The sequence below is a fragment of the Methylobacterium oryzisoli genome, assembly GCF_046557895.1.
Classification (GTDB): Bacteria; Pseudomonadota; Alphaproteobacteria; order Rhizobiales; family Beijerinckiaceae; genus Methylobacterium; species Methylobacterium oryzisoli.
Window position 1 is genome coordinate 1 of the sequence record NZ_JBKIBX010000055.1, and the last position, 18,376, is coordinate 18,376.

Consider the following 18,376-nt stretch of genomic DNA (forward strand, 5'->3'; position numbering starts at 1 on the left):
CGGGGAGAGGGCTGCTTGCACCTTGTCGTGCAAGCAGCGAGCCCGTGTTGGCCCGATAGGGCCAAACGCGAGGGTGAGGGGGCGGTGCCGGATGAGGCTCTTCCGGAAGCGCCCCCTCACCTTCGGCTGCCGCCTCGCTCTGCCGACGACAAGGTCGGCAGAGCCCTCTCCCCGCACGCGGGGAGAGGAGAACGTGCACGACCGGACGTGCGAAGCCCCAAGCCCACTCGGGAGAGGGGATCCCGCGGATCGTGGTGAGGGCGGTCGGCTGGGGCGGGGAGCGGGTCATGCCGTGAGCGCCGCCTCCGCGACCCCGCCGAGCCGCGCCAGCACGGCCCGCGTGGCCGGAGCGGCGTAGCCGTCGCGCTCCGCGCGCAGGCGGGCGAGGGAGGCGGCATCGTCCACGTCGTACCAGGGCGGCAGTTCGACGACGGGCAGGCCGATGCTCCGCGCCCGCGCCCACGTCGCCTCCGCCACACTGTCGGTGCTCCAGGCGATGTCGCTGAAGAGGGCGGCATGGCGGTGCTTCAGCCCGAGCAGGTAATAGCCGCCGTCCTGGCAGGCGCCGAGCACGGCCCGGTCGCCGGGCTGCAGCAGCACGCGGGCGGCCTCGACCAGGAAGGCGGTCGGCAGCGTCGGGCAGTCGGAACTGAGAAGGCAAGCGGCCGGGTGACCGAGGGCGAGGAGCCCGTCGAGGGCGTGGAGCAGGCAGCGCCCGAAGCCCTCGACGCCGTCCGGCGCCGGTGCCGAGCCGTCCGCCAGGACGAGGCCGGTGCCGGCGGCGATGCGCGCGCGCAGCAGGTCCTCCGTTCCGCGCGGCGCGTAGGCGGCGTAGGGCGCGATCGGGGCAGTCCGCGCGGCCTCGGCCAGGTTTACGGTGGTATCGCGCAGGAAGGCGGCGCTCAGGGCGGCGGCCTCATCGGGGCTGAGCGGCGGGCAGAGCCGCGTCTTCGAGCGGCCGGCCTGGGGGGCTTTCGCCATCACCCCGATGGCGCAGGGGGCGGGCGCCGTCACAGGCCGCTGAACCAGTTGTAGCCGCGGTCGGGCCAGTAGCCGCGCGGCTCCTTGTCGGTGACGTAGAGCGTGGTGACGAATTTCGGGTTCTTGAACCCGAGTTTCGTCGGGATGCGCAGCTTGAACGGGAAGCCGTGGCGGTGCGGGAGGATCGCGTCGTGGAGCCGGAAGGCCATCAGCGTCTGCGGGTGCAGCGCCGTCGGCATGTCGATCCCCTCGTAATAGCCGTCCGCGCACTCGAAGCCGACGTAGCGGGCCGTGGTATCGGCGCCGATCCGCTCCAAGAAGAGCCGCAGCGGCGTGCCGGTCCATTTCCCGATCATGCTCCAGCCCTCGACGCAGATGTGCCGAGTCACCTGCGTCTCCTGCGGCAGCGCGTGCAGCGCTTCGACGGACCAGGGCCGCTTGTCGGCGATCCGGCCGGCGAGGAGGAGGCGGTAATCCTTCGGGTCGAGGACCGGGGCTTGGTCGGGCCCGTACCACGCGTTGTAGCGGAAATCCTTGACCGCCATCGATTCGGGGAAGGTCGGCGCCAGCCGGTCCGGCCCGAACAGGGTCGCCTGGACCCGGTCGTTCCAGGCCGAGACTTTCTGCAGGGCGGCCTGCACGGCGTCGTGGTCGCTGACGTCGCAGCCGGTGAGCAGCGTCAGAGCGCCGAGGGTCACGCCGCCCCCGAGGAGCCGGCGGCGCGAGAGGTCGACATCCGGTCTTCTGCGGATCACGGCGCGTCTCCTTCGGGTGCGGGGGAGGAGCCGGACCGCCCGGTGATCATCGCGACGAGCGTGCTCGGCACGATCGCCACGAGGGCGAGATGGATGACGAGGAAGCCGGCGATCGCCGTCATGGCGAGGAAGTGCACGGTCCGGGCGCCCTGGAAGCCGCCGAACAGGGTTTCGAGCGGGTAGGTCTGGACCGGCTTCCAGATCGCGATCCCGGAGAGAATGACGACGACGAGCGCCAGGATCACGCACCAGTAGAAGGCCTTCTGCACCGCGTTGTAGACGCCGAGCCGGTGCTCCAGGCGGAAGCGCAGGGCGTCCGAAAAGTCCCGCAGGAAGGCGCGCGGGGTGAGGGGCAGGTAGTCCCGGCGGAAATGCCCGGAGATGAGGCCATGGAGCAGGAACAGCCCGAAGGCCGCCCCGAGCAGCCACATCCCGGCAAAGTGCCACGCGATCGCCGTCGCCACGCCCGGATCGCCGTGGCGGGCGAGCGCCGCCTCGACGTCGCCGCCGAGCGTCAGCGCGAGCGGGAAGCGGAAAGGCAGGATCGGCTCGGCGTTGTAGATCCGCCAGCCGCTGCCGATCATCACCAGGATGGCGATCGCCATGGTCCAGTGCGCGAGCCGCAGCGGCCAAGCGTGGGTCTGAATGCCCTTCGCGCTCATGCGGCGATCTCCAGGCTGTGGGCCGTCAGGGCGGCTGCGCCCTCCGGCGAGATCAGGAAGTCCACGAAGGCCCGCGGGTTCGGGCGGCGGGCGAGCGTCGTGACGGCGACCCGGTAGACGACCGGCGGCGCGACGGACTCCGGCACGGGGCGGATCGTCTCCAGGCCAGGTCGCGAGGCGAGGTCGCCGGCATGGAGCAGCCCGGCCGATGCTTCGCCGCGCGCGAGCAGGAACGCGACCTCGTCGGTGTCGAGGACGCCGAGGATCTTGTCTTCGCCGAGCCCCAGCGCCCGGATCAGAGCCGGCCCGTCCGCGTCCGCGGCGGGCGTCGGGTCGGGCACCGCGATGCGTCCCGTCAGGGCGGCCTCGCCCGCCCCGCCTCGGGCGGCGAGCACGAAGCGGTTGCGCCACGCGCCCGCGGCCTCGCCCGCGATCAGCCCGGCGGCGGCCGCCGCCGCCATGATGGGCCCTTGCGTGAACAACAGGTCGTTCTGGACCTTGCGGGTGAGCTGCGGGAGGAGGAGGCCGGGGCTCGTGGGGAAGATCCGCACCTGCACGCCCGTCCTCTCCCGGAACCTGTCGGCGGCGCGCGCGAGGGCCGGCGCCGCGGCCGTGTCGCAGTTGAGGACGAGATCCGTCGTCGTGACGCCGCCGTCCGAACTCTGGGGCTTGGCCGCCACCAGCGACAGCAGGGGCAGGCTCTGGAGAAGGCGTCGGCGCAGGATCGTCATGCGGGCGCAGTCCTTCGGTCGACCTGACTGGTGGTTCGCCGGAGCCGAGGCGCGGTTACACTTCGCCTGCACCTTTTCTGCTGGACCACAGCCGCGGACCGTCAGCGGAGCGGGATCAGGCACGGTCCACGACAGCGTGATGGCGGGGAGGGCACATCGGGGTTGGAGGCGTCGGGAGGCCTCGTGCCAGACCCACCTCGCGGACCCCTTCGAAGGAGATCGGCGATGGCCTCAAGCTGCCAACGCAGTCGAGCAGGCGCACAATCGCCCCTTTCCCGGACGACTGAAACGAAGTGGAAGGAGATCCGGGAACCAGCCGAGGACATGCCGCGCAGCGGCTCTGCTTTTTGCCCCGTTGCAGACGGACGGACGCTTCGCGACATCTTGCACTGGGTCCCGGATCTCCTTCCGCTGACGCTGCAGTCGTCCGGGAAAGGGGGATTGGAACTGACCTGTTCCACCGCACGGCACGGCCGTGCGCCGCGTTCGTGGACCGTGCGGTTCAGGGCCGCGCGTCGAAGCCCTGGCGGTCCGGAGCGCCCATCGTGTCGATCATGCGCGGGGACGACTCCGTGATGTCGTCCATCACGAGCTGGCTCATGGCGCAGATGAAGGACGAGAGGCGGTAGCCGTCGTGCCGGGACAGGGCGTTGTCGAAGGCCCGCACGTTCCAGAACGGATCGGTGGCCAGCGTGATCGGCGCGATGCCGGTCAGCGGCAGGCCGTGCAAGAAGCGCGCGGCCGGCCGCCCGGCGCCCTGGCCGGGCGCGTCGGGGGTGCCGAGATCCTCGCTGTCCCAGAACGCCCCGTGCCGGTCCGGTCGGCGCGCCCGCGCCCGCGTCAGCCACCCGTCCGTGCGCGGGCAGTCGATCGCCGCGTCGGCGAGCGTGGCGTAGGAGTTGTGGCGCTCGGCGCCGGCCTCCTTGAGGCCGAGGAGTTCGTGAGTGGTGCCGAAGGGGGCCGCCGAGGGCTGCGCGTCCGCGAGCACGCCGGCCGCCGGCCGCGGCGGATCGAGGTTGCCGATCGTGTGCGATTCCTCCCGAAGGCTCACTTGGAACGGGAAGGTCTCGGCCAGGACCGCGAGGGCGCGCAGCGGCAGGGTGAGCATCCGATCGAGGAGAGCGGCGGGCCGGGGCGGCGTGCAGGTCATCCCCCGCGGCTGGCGCCCCTCGAACCGGGCGGCGAGGCGGTCGAGGAAGCCGGCGGCCGGGCGGAAATCGAGCTTGAAGGCCGGAAAGAGGTCGTGCGTCGCCCAGTCGTAATCGACGCCGGCATCGAACATCGTGTCGGTGCCCGCGAGCCGCTGGCGGATGCGCCGCCGCGCGGCCCCGTAGCCGTCGTCGATCTCGAGGCCGATCCAGGCGCAGTCGCCGGGGCGGAGCCCGCCGGCCGGGAAGGCGAGGGCGGCCGTCACCGACATCATCACCGGGCGCTGCTCGGGCGGGAACAGCCCGGTGTCGCGGGCGACCTCGGCCGGGGAGGTGTGCTCGTCGGGGTGGAGCGCGATGCGCTCCCAGATCGCGCGCTGGATCCCCGTCCACTTGCTCGCCTCGGAGGCCGGGTTGATCAGCACCACGAGGTTGCCGAGGATCGGCGGCATCACCGCGCCGAAGCGGTGCCGCCGCACCGCCTTCAGCACGTCGTCCCGGAGGCCGGTCGCCAGCATGTTGCCGCCCAGGCTGTGCCCGGCGACGATCAGGCGGTTCCTGCGCTCCGCGCCGTCCGGGCGGGGGGCGGCCAGCACCGACTCGATGGAGCGCAGGGCCGAGACCGCCGCGGGCGCGATCGCCTCGCTCACCGGCTTGCGGTCGAACAGGGTGGCCCCGGCCGAGAGGCCGCCGAAGAAGCCGCCGAGGGTGTCGCCAAAGAGCCGCTTGAGGCCGCGCTCGTCCACCCGCGCGCCGCGCCAGCCGACATAGATGCCGGTGACCTTGGTCTCGCACGCCTTCGGATCGGCCGGGCAGCGCTGCTGCAGGAAGCGGGCGGCGTGCGCCGCGTAGAGCCGGAGATCGGCGACGTTCGGGTCGCCGATGCGGGCGTCGTGGCGCCAGCCATGCACGAAGACCATGACGTAGTGCGACCCGGTCGCGAGATGGCGCATCAGCGCGTCGAGCTGCGTGATCACGGGCCGGAGGCCGGCGGCGCGCCCGCCGCTCGCCCGCATCTCGCTCTCCATGGCCGCGCTCAGCATGGCGCGCGTGTCGTCCTCGTCGCCCGCGCCGCTGCCGGGCACGAGGGCGTAGGGCTCGCCGTCCTCCTGGAACTCCAGGAAGCCCAGCGTGTAGTCGAGCGGCTTCGCGCCGGGCCGCTCGGCCGGGACCACGTGGCGCTGCAGGGCGCAGCGCAGGCGCGTGCCCCAGCGCGGGTCGGCCACGACCGCCTCGTCCTCGTCGTTGCTGGGATCGCGCCAGCCACCGTCGTCGACGGCGGACGCCTCGGCCGGTCGCGATCGCCCGGTGCGCGCCAGGACGGTCCAGCCGTCGCGAAGCCCGTCGCGGCATGCGGGATCGGCCGGGTCGAGGTTCCGGTAGGCGCTCGCCTTCGGCGTCGAGAGGACGACGTAGTTCACGAAGAACAGGCCGAGAACGAGGAGCAGCACCGTGACCAGGGCGGCCAGGGCGAAGCGCAGGACGCGCAGGTAGCCGCGCCAGATCCAGGCGAGCCGGGAGCGGCGGGGGGTGCCCGAGAAAGGCTGGTCTGCCGACGATCGAACGGTCACGGGAGCATGCCCCGGCGAGTGTCTGCGAGACGTCGGCCCCGCCCGCGGCGGGAGCGGCGGTCGCTCCGGCGGACGGGGCAGCGGACGGGCCTGGAGCTTAGCAGGTTTCCTCCGCGCCGGGGCGGCCGGACAGGACCGTTCGCAGGGCCGCGATGGCGCGGTGGAGGTTCACCTTCAGGGAAACCTTGCTGCGGCCGGTATCCGCGGCCGCCTCGGCCAGCGAGCGCTCCCGCAGGACGAGCAGGTCGACCGCCAGCCTCTGCGCCGGGGGCAGCGCCGCGATGGCCCGGGCGAGACCGGAGTCGCGGTCCCGTCGGGCAAGACGCTCGGAGGGCAGCGGCGCCGGATCGGCGGCGCATTCGACGCTGGCCGGGGCATGCACCTCCGCGGCCCGGCGGGCGGACCGGCGCAGGTGATCGATGCTCCGCCGCTGCGCGAGGGCGCGCAGCCAGGGCAGGAACGGACGGGCCGGATCATAGGTGGCCCGCACCCGGTGCAGCGTGAAAAGCGTCTCCTGCACGACGTCGTCCAGCGCGGCCGCCGGGACGCCCTGGGCGCGGGCCGCCGCCGCGATCACCGGCACGCAGTCGCGCAGCAGGGTCGCGTAGGCGCGGGCATCCCCACCCTGGGCGGCGGTCATGGCGGCCGCGAGGCGGGCCTCCCCCTGCGCGATGCCGAGGCTGGTCATCGGCGCCTCACCGCGTCACGGCGGGATGGCCCGCATCGGCCTCGTGCAGCACGAAGCCTTCGAGGGCGTCGACCGCGCGACTCCAGGGCGCCTCGGCGAGGACGCGCTGCGTGTGCCGGTAGCCGGCCTCCGCGCGCGCGCGGATGCCCTGCGGGCTGAAATCGATGTCGCGGAAGGGGTCCTCCGCGTCGAGGCGCGGCGCGAGGAGCCGCACCACGTGCATCCGGGTCAGGCAACCGTAGGCGGTCAGCGCCTCGATCCCGGGATCGGCGGCGGCGTCCGCGGGCAGGCGGCGGGCGAGTTCCGCGATCACGTGACGGAGCCGGTGCATCTGCTTCTGGCGCGCGATGTGGCTATGGGCGCGGCTGGCGTACTGGAGGTCCTTCTGGCGGTTGACGACCTCCCAGAGAGTCCGGGGCTCGGGGCCGGAGGGGTTCCACATGTGGACCGCGAAGACGATGCCGTCGCGCCGCGGGTTGTCGTCGAACACCGCCTCCACGGGCGTGTTCGAGAGGATGCCGCCGTCCCAGAACAGCTCCCCGTCGATGCGCACCGGCGGGAAGGCCGGCGGCAGCGCCCCGGAGGCCATGACGTGGCGCAGGTCGAGGGCCTCGTCGCGGCTGTCGAAGTAGCGCATCTGCCCGCTGCGCAGGTTCGCCGCCCCGACCGTGAGGCGGCAGGAACCGTGGTTCAGCATCGGCAGGTCGACGAGGTCGCGCAGCGTCGCTTCGAGCGGGCGCGTCGAGTAGTAGGCGGCGCCCTCCGCGCCGAGCGGCACGTGCGGCCCCGCGAAGGCGAAGGGGTTCGGGGCGAAGAAGGGGCCGATCCCCTGAACCAGCGTCAGCCAGTTGGCGGCCGCCGCTCCCAGACCGGGCAGCGCCGCGAACGCTCGGTGCAACGGGCCGTGCTCGACGCGGCTCCAGAACGCATGCAGCCGCTCCAGGCGGCGCTCGACCGGGTTGCCGGCGATCAGGCCGGCGTTGATGGCGCCGATGGACGTACCGATGATCCAGTCGGGCTCGATCCCGGCCTCGTGCAGCGCCCGGTAGACGCCGACTTGATAGGCGCCGAGCGCTCCGCCGCCCTGCAGCACCAGCACGATCTGGCCGTGCTGCCGGCGCAGGGAGCGGGCCAGCGGCTCGGGCTCGGCTGCCGCGGGCGGGGCCAGCGGGCTCTCGCGAACCATGTCGCGCATCGCATTCTCCTCTTCGGTCGGGCGCGGCCGATGAGCGGTCCGGCCCGTCTCGCGCATCAGGTCGATGACGGCTCGCGCAGGCGCGTGGTCAGCGCCGCCGCGAGGGCGAGCGAGGCCGCCACCCCGAGCATGCAGGCCGTCCAGCCGAGCCGTTCGAACACCAGCCCCAGCACGGCCGTGCCGACGAGGCCGCCGAGGTAGTAGGACACGAGGTAGAGGCCGCTCGCGGAGGCGTGCTCGTCCCCCGCGGACCGGCCGACCAAGCCCGTCGCGAGGGCCTGGGCCAGGAAGGTCCCGATCCCGACCAGCACGAGGCCGATCAGGAGCGCCGGGAGGGCCGGGAGCATCAGCAGCGGCAGCCCGAGCGCCGCGACGAGCAGCGACGCGGCGAGGCCGCGGCGGAATCCGAGCCGGCCGCTCACCCGACCGGCGAACGGCGTGGTCACGAGCGCGGGCACGAAGACCACGTAGACGAAGCCCAGGGTCATCGGCCCGACCAGGAAGGGCGATCCGGTCAGGACGAAGTTCACGTAGGTGAAGGTCCCGAGGAAGGCGAACAGGATGCAGAAGCCGATGCCGAACGCGGCGCTCAGCGTCGGATTCGCGACGTGCCCGGCCCAGACCGCGAGCGGCGACGCCCAGGCGTGCCCGCCGACGGGTGCGCCCGGCGCGGGCCTTCCCGCGTTCAGAACCACGGCGGCAAGACCCGCGCCGGCGAGGTTCAGGAGCGAGAAGGCGACGAAGTTCGGGACGAGCCCGAGATGGTCGACGAGGGCCGCCGCGGCGAGGCGCCCGACGAAATTGCTCGCCACGTTCCCGGTCACGTAGGCCGCGAAGGCTCCCGCCGCCGCCGCGGCGGAGCACGCCTCGCCCAGATAGGCGAGGGTCAGCGTGAAGGCCGCCGCCATGCACACGCCCTGGAGCACGCGCAAGGCCGCGAAGAGCCAGAGATCCGGCAAGGTCCCGAGCAGCGCGGTCGGGACGGCCAGGAGCAGCAGGCTGACGACCACGCCGCGGCGGCGGTCGATGCGCCGCCCCAGCAGGGCGACGCCGAGGCCGCCGAACGCCATGCCGAGCGTCGTCGCGTTGACGGCGATGCCGATGGCGGCCGGGCTCACCCCGTAGGCGCGGGCGAGGGACGGGAGGATGGCCTGGGTGGCGAACAGGTCCACCACGGTCAGGAACGCCATCAGGCCGATGATCAGGTTGCGCAGGAGCTCGCCCGTGGGGGCGCCCGCCCGCTTCGCCGATCCGCTCAGGCCGAGCGCGCCGGGATGGGACATGACCGGTCTCCTCGCCGCCGCCGGCTCACATCTCGTGGGGGTCGCCCTTCACCGGGAAGAGGTCCGCCGAGAGCAGGATCGCGGGGGTGCGGCCGGTGTTCTTCCACCAGTGCGCGGTGGCGTGGGTCTCCGCCGTCGCCTCGCCGGCCTTGTGGAGGATGGGCACCGCGCAGGTGCTGGCGTGCTCCACCACCTCCCCGGAGACGACGTAGATCAGGGCCGGGCGGTCGCCGTGGCTGTGCCAGGGCACGATGCCGCCGGGCTCGATCACCAGCCGGCGCAGGCGGAACCACCGGTCCGGGATGCCCACCGGCTCCTTGGCGAGGTCGGTCGCGGCGATGACGGTGTCGGTCACGCCCTGCGCCGCCGCCTTGCTCTCCGCCTGCCCCTTGCCGCTGGAAACGACCTTGTCGGCCGGGCAGGCGCCCGCCCGGGCCGCCCCGGCGCCGAGCGCGGAGGCGCCGGCCATCATCAGCGCCGCGCACAGCGTGCGGGGAAGGAGGCTGCGGAACATCGGACACGGGATCATGGCGGCCGTCCTGCTGGTGTCGGGTCCGTCCCGGGGTGGGACGTGCCGGAGCATCGCTGGCCGGGTGCCGCAGCGGAAATGCCGTTTGGGCTGCGGGACGATGCCTTGCGGTTATCGTGCGAAAGGGCCGTCTCATAGCAACGGCCCAGGATGCTGCCGCATCGATCTCGATCCCGGGCAGGCCCGGGATCGACAGGGCCGTTGAGTTATCTCGAATTTTCGACATCAAGCCCAGAAGTCCGGGATCCTGGGCTTGACGGAAATTCGAGAGCGGAACCAACGGTCATTGGAAATGACCGTTGGTATCACGCGGGAGGCGGCGGGGCGGCGGGCCGCTCCTCGCTGAGGTCGAAGCGGCTCGGAGGCCACGCGTAGTGCCTGAGGGCCGCCACGAGCGCGGCGAGCGGCAGGGACCAGCGCCGGCCCGCGACCGTAACGAGGCAGACCTGCCGGGCGACGACCGGGTCCAGCACCGGCAGCAGGGCGATGCCCGGCAGGGTGGCGGAGAACTCGGGCAGGAAGCACACCCCCATGCCGGCCACCACCATGCTCTGGATCCAGTCCTCGCGCTCGCTGCGGTGCGAGCGCAGGATCTCGGTGCCCTGTGCCTGCAGCAGGTCGGCGAGGTGATCCCGGTACTCGCAGTTGATCCGCTGCAGGTAGACCTGTCCGCCCATCTCGCGCATGCGCACCGCGTTGCGGCAGGAAAAGTCGTGCAGCTGCCCGCAGGCGAGCATGAAGCGCTCCTCGTAGAGCGGGCTTGCCCGCAGCGGGTCGGGGAAGCCGTCGGGCCGGGCCATGATGGCCACGTCGATCTCGCCCGCCAGCAGCATCTCGGACAGGCGCGCCGGCACGCCCTCGATCAGGGTCAGCTCGATGCCCGGATGCGCGACCCGGAAGTGGTTCAGGAAGCCGACGAAGCGCAGCGGGCCGATGGTGCACATCACCCCGAGCGTGAGCTGCGCGCCCTCCAGGCGCAGGAAGCGCGAGGCGGCGCGCTTGGCCCGCTCGCGGTGCTCGATCATCTGCCGGAACTCGGGCTCCAGCAGACGCCCGAGATCGGTCAGGCGGACATGGCCGCGCTCGCGCGAGAACAGCCGGCCGCCGAGTTCGTCCTCCAGCTTCTGGATCGCGCGGGTCAGGGCCGGCTGGGTCACGTTGCAGTGCTCGGCCGCCTTGGTGAAGCTTTCGAACCGGCTGATCGCCAGGAAGTAGCGGATCTCGTGGAGCTCCATCGTCGCCTCCCGCCACGGCCCCGCTGCTGCTTGCCCGCGGCCTCCGCCGTCGCCAATGCCGAATGCGCATCGGCCCGATGACGCAAGGGCATTGGCGGTCGCCCGACCTGAGCCGCCACTCTCCGGCGATCCTCAACCAGAATCCAGGGCGGCGACCATGGTCCGATTTCTTCAGTCCGCCGGGCTCGACCGGACCGGACCGGCGCGCCCGCTCGACGGCCGCGTCGCGATCGTCACCGGATCCACGAGCGGCATCGGGCTCGCGGTCGCCGACACCCTGGCCGGGCAGGGCGCCGCGATCGTGCTCAACGGCCTGTGCGACGCGGGCGAGGCCGAGCGCCTCTGCCGGGCGCTGACAGACAGGCACCGGACGCCCGTCCGCTACGACGATGCCGACCTCTCGCGGGCCGGCGCCGTCACGGATCTCGTCGACCGCTCGGTCCGGGCCTTCGGCCCCGTCGAGATCCTGGTGAACAATGCCGGCATCCAGCACGTCGGCCCGATCGAGGATTTCCCGCCGGAGCAATGGGACGCGATCCTGGCGATCAACCTGTCGGCGGTCTTCCACGCCACGCGCCGCGTCCTGCCCGACATGCGCCGGCGCGGCTGGGGGCGGATCATCAACGTGGCCTCGGCGCACGGGCTGATCGGCTCGCCCTTCAAGAGCGCCTACGTGGCGGCCAAGCACGGCGTCGTGGGCCTGACGAAGGTCACCGCCCTCGAAACGGCCGAGGCCGGCATCACCTGCAATGCGGTCTGCCCCGGCTATGTTTTGACGCCGCTCGTGGAGCAGCAGGTGCGGGCGCAGGCGGCCGCGCACGGCATCTCGGAGGACGAGGTGGTCCGCACGGTCCTGCTGGCCGAGCAGCCGACCAAGCGCTTCGCCACGGTGGAGGAGGTCGCCGAGACAATCGCCTTCCTGTGCGGCCCGGCCGCGGCCTCCATCACCGGCGCCGCCATCAGCATCGACGGCGGCTGGACGGCTCACTGAGGGCGGGCCTGCTGCCGACAACGGCGTGGTGTGGCGTCCGGCAAAAGCTGAAGAGCATTCAGGCCAAGGGCCTCGCCGAGAATCCGTTTCGGCAGGCCCCCTGCCGTCACTTTGCGCAAGCGACGGGGGCAGATGCCTCCCAGAAATCCTCGGCGAGCGCTGCAGCCGCCCTGGGAATGTAACCGTAACAGGCCCAGCGCGTGGCCGCAGGGCGCATGATGGTGGACGTCGGCCGCAGGCGGCCGGCGCGATTGGTTTTCGGAGGCTTCGATGGAGCGTTCCGAGAGACGCGGTCTCGCGAGGCTCTTGCTCCGTTATCCCGACCGCCGGGAGGCGCTTCGGGGCAGAGCCGCGGACGACGCCAGCATCCGGGAGTTGTGCGACGCCTACGAGGCTGCCTGCGAGGCGGCCGCTTACTGGGCGCGATCGACCGAGCCGGTCGGGCCCGAGCGTGCGAGCGAATACCGACAGCTCGCGGATGCCATCGAGGAAGACATTCTTCGCAACCTGGCGTAGAACACCACCCAGTGCGCAGCCTTTCAGGCCATGAGAGGTCGCCTGGCCGCGGTCAATGGGCACGATCCACCTTGGTTCTATCGCAGTCTGCGGAGGCTTCGATGGATGCTGATTATGCGTCGGCCAACTCGAACGAGCCTTCAGCGGAGCTCGAACGGGTGTTTCGCGAACTTGTAGCTGCTACGGGTTTGCGGCTGTCCGGGCGCAACCGCCGCTTCCTCTCGTTCGTCGTCGAAGAGGCGCTGGCCGGGCGTGGTGAGCGCGTCAAAGCCTACACCATCGGTGTGGACGTCTTCGGCCGCGGTCCGGATTTCGACCCCGACAAGGATCCCATCGTCCGGATCGAGGCGACGCGGATCAGGTCGGCCCTCGCCGCCTATTATGCGGGTCCGGGCGCTCACGATCCGGTGCAGCTCGTCCTGCGGCCAGGGTCGTACATTCCGGTCTGCGAGGCAGCCCGGCCGCCGAGGACCCCCTCGGGCGATCCGTCCGGCTGCCGGCTCCCGGCCGCCGACGCGCAGGATGTCCCGACCGGCCGGGCCCAAGTGGCCGTGGTGGTCACGCACCGGAGCGATCGGCGTGACCGGTGCGGGGTGGCGAGGGGCGAGATGTACCTCCAGGCCATCGTCAAGGCCGTCTCCGGCCGGGGGTTTCGCGTCTTCGTGACCCCACCCCCGGAGCGCAGGGCGGCCGCGCCCATCCTCAAGGACCTGCTCTCCCTGCCCGCCGCGCTCTATGCCCTCGACGTCGCCGTGCACGAGATCGCGGAAGGCTACCGCTACTCGTGGTCGCTCGGCGACCTGCGCAGCGGCGAGGTCAAGGCCTCCGATGCCGTCGACGGAGTGGAAGACCTCGTCCCCGCGGGAGCCCGCATCGATGCCCTCGCCGACACCGTGGCGCGAGGTGTGGCGGACGCCCTGGCCTGACCGTCGCGTGCGGGGCGGGGCTGCGCCCGGCCCTCACGGCTTCGGGCCGAACCGCCGTTACGGTTACAGGCTTCAGGCGCATCCGCGCGCGTGCGACCGTCACGCACGATGGCCTTGCCTCTCATCGACATCTTCGCCTGGATCGTCCTGCTGGTCGTCTTCGCGACGATCGTCGCGACGATCGTCGCGCTCGGGGTCATGCCCGGGCGCATCGCGCGCCGGCGCGGGCACCCTTGGGCGCAGGCCGTGACCGTCGGCAGCTGGGCCACCCTGGTTTTCGGCGTCGTCTTCTGGCCGCTGATCCTGGTCTGGGCCTACGTCGATGCCCCGGCAAGGCGGGACGCGGACCGATGATCGTCGTCCTGCTCAACAGCTACATCGCCGTCCTGGCCCTGTTCGTCTGGCTCCGCTTCATCCCGTTCAACCTCTTCTGGAAACTGTCGCCCGCACTGGTTCTGATCGCGCTGCTCGTCGGGCTGTTCATCCCGATGGGGTGGGGAGCGCCCTCCGGGCCGGCGGCGGTCATCCGCAACTCGGTCCAGATCGTCCCTTCGGTCGCCGGCGAGGTGGTCGACGTCCCGGTCGTCGCGAACAGGCCCCTGAAGGAAGGCGAGGTCCTGTTCCGGATCGACCCGACCCCCTACCGCGCGCAGGTCGAGGCCATCGCGGCCCAGCTCAAGCTCGCCGAGACGCGGCTCGCGGAGATGTCGCAATTGCAGAGCCGAGGGACCGGACGCGCCTTCGACGTCGAGCAGCGGCAGGCCGAAGCCGACCAGTTGCGCGCCCAGTTCGAGGGCGCCAAGTGGAACCTCGACAAGACCACGGTGCGGGCGCCGGCCGACGGCTACGTGACCAACCTGACGCTCCGCAAGGGCGCGCGCGTCACCGCGCAGTCGCCGGTGATGGCCTTCATCGACACCAGCGAGGCGCTCCTCGGCGCGGAGATCCCCCAGATCTACGCGCGCTACGTCGAGCCCGGACAGCCCGTCGAGATCACCTTCAAGACGTTTCCCGGGACCGTCTATTCCGGGCGGGTCGAGGCCGTGCTGCAGGCCATAGCGACCGGGCAGGCGCAGTTCGGAGGCTCTGCCATCGCACCCACGGACATCCCGTCCGCGCCGTTCGTGGTCCGCCTCACGCTCGACGACGCCGAGGTGGCCCGCCGCCTGCCGGCCGGCAGCACCGGGACCGCCGCGATCTACACCGACCACGTGCAGCAGGCCCACGTCATCCGAAAGGTCCTGCTCCGGCAGTCGGCGATCCTGAACTACGTCAACCCGTTCTGAGCGGCGCCGGCCGCGGACCCGGTCGGGTTCAGCGGCGGCAGCGCGGCAGGCGGCGCGCGCTCGGGCGCCTGCCTCGCGGCGCGATACGCCTCCTTCACGACGCGCCGGAGGTCGCGCCCTCGGTCGTCGGACCAACCCCCGCCCTCGCCGAACAGGCTGCGCTCCAGGTCGCCCGCGAGCGCGGCGAATCGCGCGTCCGCCCGTACCGCCGACCGAACCGGGACCGGGAGCCGGCCGAGCCAGGTCGAGAGGGCCCGGTAGGTCAGTGACGCATCACCGCCTGGCGCCACGCGACAGAGGGCGGCGCGCGCTGCGGCCTCGGACGCCTGGTACGCGGCCCGCCGTTCCTGCCAGCGCCGGGACCGACCTCGGCGTCCGAACCATATCAGGACCAGACACACCACGATGCCGGTGCCAAGGCCGTAGGGCCACAGGCGGGCGGGTGCGGACCGGGGTCCCGCCGCGACCCCCGGCTGGGTCACGGCGACGTGCGTGCCGGCCAGCGTCACCATCCTGGCCTGCGCCCCATCCAGGTCCCACCAGGGCTGGACGACGGCCGGCAGGTCGTAGCTCCCCGCCTTCTCGAAGACGTACGTCACCCTGTCGATGCGCGACCCGGTGACGACGCCGCGGTTCATCCGATCCTCCGAGCGAGGCGGGTCGCGGTAGATTCGAACCCCCTCGGGAGCCGTGAAGGCGAGGTCCGCCATCCCCATGGCGGGGACGCCCTCGGCGGTGCGGCGGACGATGCGGACCAACGCGCCGCCCGGCTTGAGACGGGCCTGCTCCGGGTTGGGCTCCCACCGCTGGGTGGCGTCGACCTCGTCCGCGGCGATGACGGGTCCCGACGCGTCGATCCCCGGAGGGGCGGTGACGGTGATGCGCTGCGCGTCGCCCCGCGCCGTTCCCGCCGCGTTGCCGGCCGCGTCGAGCAGCGTGACCTCGGCGGGAGGGATGTCGATCGAACCTTGCCGGCGCGGGAACACCACGAACTCGAATTGTTGCCCGACATAGGGCTGGCCGCCGATGTCGGCGCTCAGGGTGACACCCTGCGTCTCGAAGCGCAGTACCTGGGCGCCCGGAGCGTCCCCCACCCGGACCCGAGGTGGGCGCGGCATGCTGCCGGGAAAGAGCACGTCGACGCGAAGGTGCACCGGCTGACCCACGACGATGCCGCCGGTCTGGTCGAGCATGGTTCGGACCACGATGTCGGCAGCCTGTGCCGGGATGAGGCCCGCCCACGCGACCGCCAGCGCGAGGACACCGAGCCGCCTCATGGCCGGGTCCCCTGCGGTGCCGCCCCGGGATCGGCGCCGGACGTCGCCTGGAGCTGATGGGCGAACTTGACCCTCAGGAAGTCGGCCGGCCGCGTCTGCACCCGCTTCAGCCAGAGGGCCCGAACCGCCTCGTCCGACATCGGCGTCCCGTCGCCCTGGACATCGGTGTCCGCACCGCCCTTCTTGCCCTTGTCGTAGACGACCTCGTCGGGGCTCGACTCGGTGTCGCCGGTCTCGCCGCCCTCCTGACGCATGCGTTCGGCCCGCAGGCGCGCGATCGCGCGGTTGGTCGCCGCATCCGCCCAACCGGGGCGGAGCGCCAAGGCCCGGTCGTAGCGCCTCACGGCGTCGTCGTACCGGCCGAGCATCACCAGGGCATTGCCCTGGTCGTAGGCTCCTTCGGCCGTGTCGATGCCGCCGAACGCCTGCGACGCCCCCTTGAAGTCGCCTGCCCGAAACAGGGCCACGCCGCGCCACAGCGGATCGCGGAACGCGGACGCCGCCTCGCCCAGGCGCCCTCGCTCCAGCAGGACGCGCCCGCGCTGGTCCGGCGTGAGCAGAAGATTGCCTGAGCCGACGCGGTAGGCGGTCGCCCCGAGCGCCAGGATCACGGCCAGCGACACGAGGGCGTAGGGGTGCGGGGGGCCGGCGAGGCGGATCATGCCGTCACCCATCCGCTGCGGAACCAGAGCAGCGTGAGGAGGGCGAGGAGAGGCGTCAGCCAGTAGCCCGCCTCCTTCCAGTGCTGCCCTTCGCCCGCCACGTCGGCCGCGCGGCCGGTCCGGTCGAGCCGTCGGGCCGCCGCCTCGACATCGTCCGGACCCACCGTGGTCGCGACGAGGTCCGCGTCGAGGGACCGGGCGAGGCCGGCGAGGCGTTCGGGATCCTGGTCCGGCGGCAGAAGGGCGAGGACCGTTGCCGGGTGACCGGGCCGGGACGGGCTCGGGCTGCCGGCCGGGTCGGCCGTGGTGTCGGCCATCACGAGGATCGACCCACCGTGGCCGCCTCCCGCGAGGACGCGGTCGGCCAGCGCCACGGCGCCCGCGATGTCGTCCCCGTCCCGCGGCATGATCTCGGGCGAGAGAGCCTGCGCGAGGTTCAGGACGACGGAGCCGTCGGGGGTGGGCGGCAGGACGAGATGGCTGGAGCCCGAATAGGCGACGAGGCCGGTGGAGGCGCCCTCGCGCAGCGTGAGCAGGTCGGCCAGCTTCTGGCGCGCCCTGTCGAGGCGGGTCGGGGCCAGATCGGGCGTCGTCATCGAGGGCGCGACCCGGAGGACGACCATGACCGGGGGCTTGGCATCCGCGAAGGGCGACGGCTCGCGCTCCCACGCCGGTCCTGCGACGGAGAAAGCCGCGAGGACCCAGACGGCGAGGAGCAGCGCATTCGGCGAGACCCACGGCCGGCGCTCCCGCCCGACGAGCAGGTGCCGGAGGAGGTCCGGATCGATCACGCGCCGCCAGCGCCGGGCCTCATCGGATCGCCGCCGCGCGAAGTGCCAGAGCGCCACCGCCGGCAGCAGCAGCAGGAGCCACGCCGGACGCTCGAAATGGAAGGCCGCCAGCGCGCTCATGATGAGATCCCCGGTTTCGGGGCCAATCCGGTTTCGGATCGCGCTTCGGGCGATGGGGAGCGGCCCCGAAGGAGCAGGTGGACGGCCTGCGCGAGAAGCGAGACGAACAGGGCGGCTGCGAGGGGAACCCAGTAGACGTCCCGTCTCGGCCGGAACGTGACCGTGTCGATCCGACGGGTCTCGATCGCGTCGAGACGGTCGTAGATGCGGGCGAGCCCATCGCGGTCGAGGGCGCGGAAGGAGCCGCCGCCCGTCGCGGCGGCCACGTCCTTCAGGGCCGTTTCGTCGAGCTTGTCCTCACCGACCGTCGACGGGTCCCCCACGGCGACCGTATGGATGACGATGCCCTTGTCCTTGGCGATGCTGGCGGCCTCGGCCGGCGGCAACTGGCTGGCCGTGTCGTTGCCGTCGGTGAGCGCGATGATGGTCCTGGCCTTCACGGTGCTCCGGTCGAACAGGCCGATCCCGAGCCCGATGGCGTCGCCGAGCGCCGTGCGCGGCCCCGCCATGCCGACGAGAGTGTCGCGCAGCATCGCGCGGCAGAGGTCGAGATCCGTGGTGAACGGCACCAGCGCGAAGGGCGCGTCGCCGAAGACCACGATCCCGGCGCGGTCCCCCCGGCGGCGCGAGAGGAAGTCGTCGAGGACGCTCTTCACCGCCGTCAGCCGGTCGACCGTTCGGCCCGACGCGTCGGTGAAGTCCTTGGTGTCCATCGACCCGGAGAGATCGACCAGCAGGAGGAGGTCGCGCGTCGGCCGGTCCCGGTGCAGGGGCGCCTCGATCCATTGCGGGCGCATCAGGGCGACGAGCACGAGGAGCCAGCAGGCGACCAGCGTCGCGAGGCGCGGAAGGCTTCTCGGGGCCACCAGCCCGCCCGCGCGAGGCTGCCGGCCCGTGAGGGCGACGAGGCGGGCGAAGAAGGGGACGCGCAGGCCCGCCCGGGAAGTCACGTGCGCCGGCAGGAGCCACCACGCCAGGAGCGGCAGGGGTGCGATGAGGACCAGCCAGGGGTAGGAGAAGGTGAGCACC

General features: G+C 72.4%; 19 protein-coding genes. 5 read left to right on the top strand and 14 right to left on the bottom strand.

Going from position 1 to position 18,376, the window contains the following annotated elements:
• Positions 1-285: 285 nt before the first annotated feature.
• The 10 genes from ACKUB9_RS30480 to ACKUB9_RS30525 form a co-directional block, all read right to left on the bottom strand.
• Complete coding sequence (locus ACKUB9_RS30480) at positions 286-981, bottom strand: TIGR04282 family arsenosugar biosynthesis glycosyltransferase (RefSeq protein WP_407531114.1); 696 nt, start codon at positions 979-981, stop codon at positions 286-288.
• A 29-nt stretch (positions 982-1,010) separates the two neighbouring features.
• Positions 1,011-1,736: a molybdopterin-dependent oxidoreductase gene (locus ACKUB9_RS30485; protein ID WP_407531112.1), complete on the bottom strand. Its 726-nt coding sequence runs from the start codon at positions 1,734-1,736 to the stop codon at positions 1,011-1,013.
• Positions 1,733-2,398: a cytochrome b/b6 domain-containing protein gene (locus tag ACKUB9_RS30490; protein ID WP_407531111.1), complete on the bottom strand. Its 666-nt coding sequence runs from the start codon at positions 2,396-2,398 to the stop codon at positions 1,733-1,735. Before ACKUB9_RS30490 ends, ACKUB9_RS30485 begins: the two co-directional genes overlap by 4 nt.
• A complete protein-coding gene (locus ACKUB9_RS30495) occupies positions 2,395-3,129 on the bottom strand; it encodes a substrate-binding domain-containing protein (RefSeq protein WP_410824757.1) in 735 nt (244 codons plus the stop codon). Before ACKUB9_RS30495 ends, ACKUB9_RS30490 begins: the two co-directional genes overlap by 4 nt.
• Positions 3,130-3,631: 502 nt before the next feature.
• Positions 3,632-5,848: a hypothetical protein gene (locus tag ACKUB9_RS30500; protein WP_407529985.1), complete on the bottom strand. Its 2,217-nt coding sequence runs from the start codon at positions 5,846-5,848 to the stop codon at positions 3,632-3,634.
• A 97-nt stretch (positions 5,849-5,945) separates the two neighbouring features.
• Positions 5,946-6,536 (bottom strand): RNA polymerase sigma factor, encoded by a 591-nt coding sequence (locus ACKUB9_RS30505; protein ID WP_407529984.1) that lies wholly within the window; start codon positions 6,534-6,536, stop codon positions 5,946-5,948.
• Positions 6,537-6,543: 7 nt separating this feature from the next.
• On the bottom strand, positions 6,544-7,722 hold the full coding sequence (locus ACKUB9_RS30510; protein ID WP_407529991.1) for a patatin-like phospholipase family protein: 1,179 nt from the start codon (positions 7,720-7,722) through the stop codon (positions 6,544-6,546).
• Between the two features lie 65 nt (positions 7,723-7,787).
• Positions 7,788-9,014: an MFS transporter gene (locus ACKUB9_RS30515; protein ID WP_407529982.1), complete on the bottom strand. Its 1,227-nt coding sequence runs from the start codon at positions 9,012-9,014 to the stop codon at positions 7,788-7,790.
• Positions 9,015-9,039: 25 nt separating this feature from the next.
• Positions 9,040-9,528, bottom strand: a complete 489-nt coding sequence (locus ACKUB9_RS30520) for a cupin domain-containing protein (RefSeq protein ID WP_407529980.1) — start codon at positions 9,526-9,528, stop codon at positions 9,040-9,042.
• A 320-nt stretch (positions 9,529-9,848) separates the two neighbouring features.
• Positions 9,849-10,778: a LysR family transcriptional regulator gene (locus ACKUB9_RS30525; protein ID WP_407529978.1), complete on the bottom strand. Its 930-nt coding sequence runs from the start codon at positions 10,776-10,778 to the stop codon at positions 9,849-9,851.
• Between the two features lie 157 nt (positions 10,779-10,935).
• Here ACKUB9_RS30525 and ACKUB9_RS30530 point away from each other — a divergent pair, with 157 nt between their 5' ends.
• From ACKUB9_RS30530 to ACKUB9_RS30550, 5 genes are all read left to right on the top strand, one after another.
• Complete coding sequence (locus ACKUB9_RS30530) at positions 10,936-11,769, top strand: 3-hydroxybutyrate dehydrogenase (protein WP_407529977.1); 834 nt, start codon at positions 10,936-10,938, stop codon at positions 11,767-11,769.
• A 270-nt stretch (positions 11,770-12,039) separates the two neighbouring features.
• Complete coding sequence (locus tag ACKUB9_RS30535) at positions 12,040-12,285, top strand: hypothetical protein (protein WP_407529976.1); 246 nt, start codon at positions 12,040-12,042, stop codon at positions 12,283-12,285.
• Between the two features lie 101 nt (positions 12,286-12,386).
• The gene (locus ACKUB9_RS30540) at positions 12,387-13,211 is read left to right on the top strand and encodes a hypothetical protein (protein ID WP_407529974.1); all 825 of its coding nucleotides are present in this window, start codon (positions 12,387-12,389) and stop codon (positions 13,209-13,211) included.
• Positions 13,212-13,319: 108 nt separating this feature from the next.
• Positions 13,320-13,565, top strand: a complete 246-nt coding sequence (locus ACKUB9_RS30545; RefSeq protein WP_407529972.1) for a DUF3302 domain-containing protein — start codon at positions 13,320-13,322, stop codon at positions 13,563-13,565.
• Entirely contained in the window at positions 13,562-14,497 is a 936-nt protein-coding gene (locus ACKUB9_RS30550) for an HlyD family secretion protein (protein WP_407529971.1), read from the top strand. The genes ACKUB9_RS30545 and ACKUB9_RS30550 overlap by 4 nt, the downstream gene beginning before the upstream one ends.
• Here the strand turns inward: ACKUB9_RS30550 and ACKUB9_RS30555 are convergent.
• The 4 genes from ACKUB9_RS30555 to ACKUB9_RS30570 are packed head-to-tail and all read right to left on the bottom strand — an operon-like array spanning position 14,479 to position 18,375.
• Positions 14,479-15,774, bottom strand: a complete 1,296-nt coding sequence (locus ACKUB9_RS30555; protein ID WP_410825986.1) for a hypothetical protein — start codon at positions 15,772-15,774, stop codon at positions 14,479-14,481. The genes ACKUB9_RS30550 and ACKUB9_RS30555 overlap by 19 nt on opposite strands.
• On the bottom strand, positions 15,771-16,436 hold the full coding sequence (locus ACKUB9_RS30560) for a tetratricopeptide repeat protein (RefSeq protein WP_407529967.1): 666 nt from the start codon (positions 16,434-16,436) through the stop codon (positions 15,771-15,773). The genes ACKUB9_RS30555 and ACKUB9_RS30560 overlap by 4 nt, the downstream gene beginning before the upstream one ends.
• Positions 16,433-17,347: a VWA domain-containing protein gene (locus ACKUB9_RS30565; RefSeq protein WP_407529966.1), complete on the bottom strand. Its 915-nt coding sequence runs from the start codon at positions 17,345-17,347 to the stop codon at positions 16,433-16,435. Before ACKUB9_RS30565 ends, ACKUB9_RS30560 begins: the two co-directional genes overlap by 4 nt.
• Positions 17,344-18,375, bottom strand: coding sequence for a VWA domain-containing protein (locus ACKUB9_RS30570; protein ID WP_407529964.1), 1,032 nt, complete (start codon positions 18,373-18,375; stop codon positions 17,344-17,346). Before ACKUB9_RS30570 ends, ACKUB9_RS30565 begins: the two co-directional genes overlap by 4 nt.
• Position 18,376: the final 1 nt, after the last annotated feature.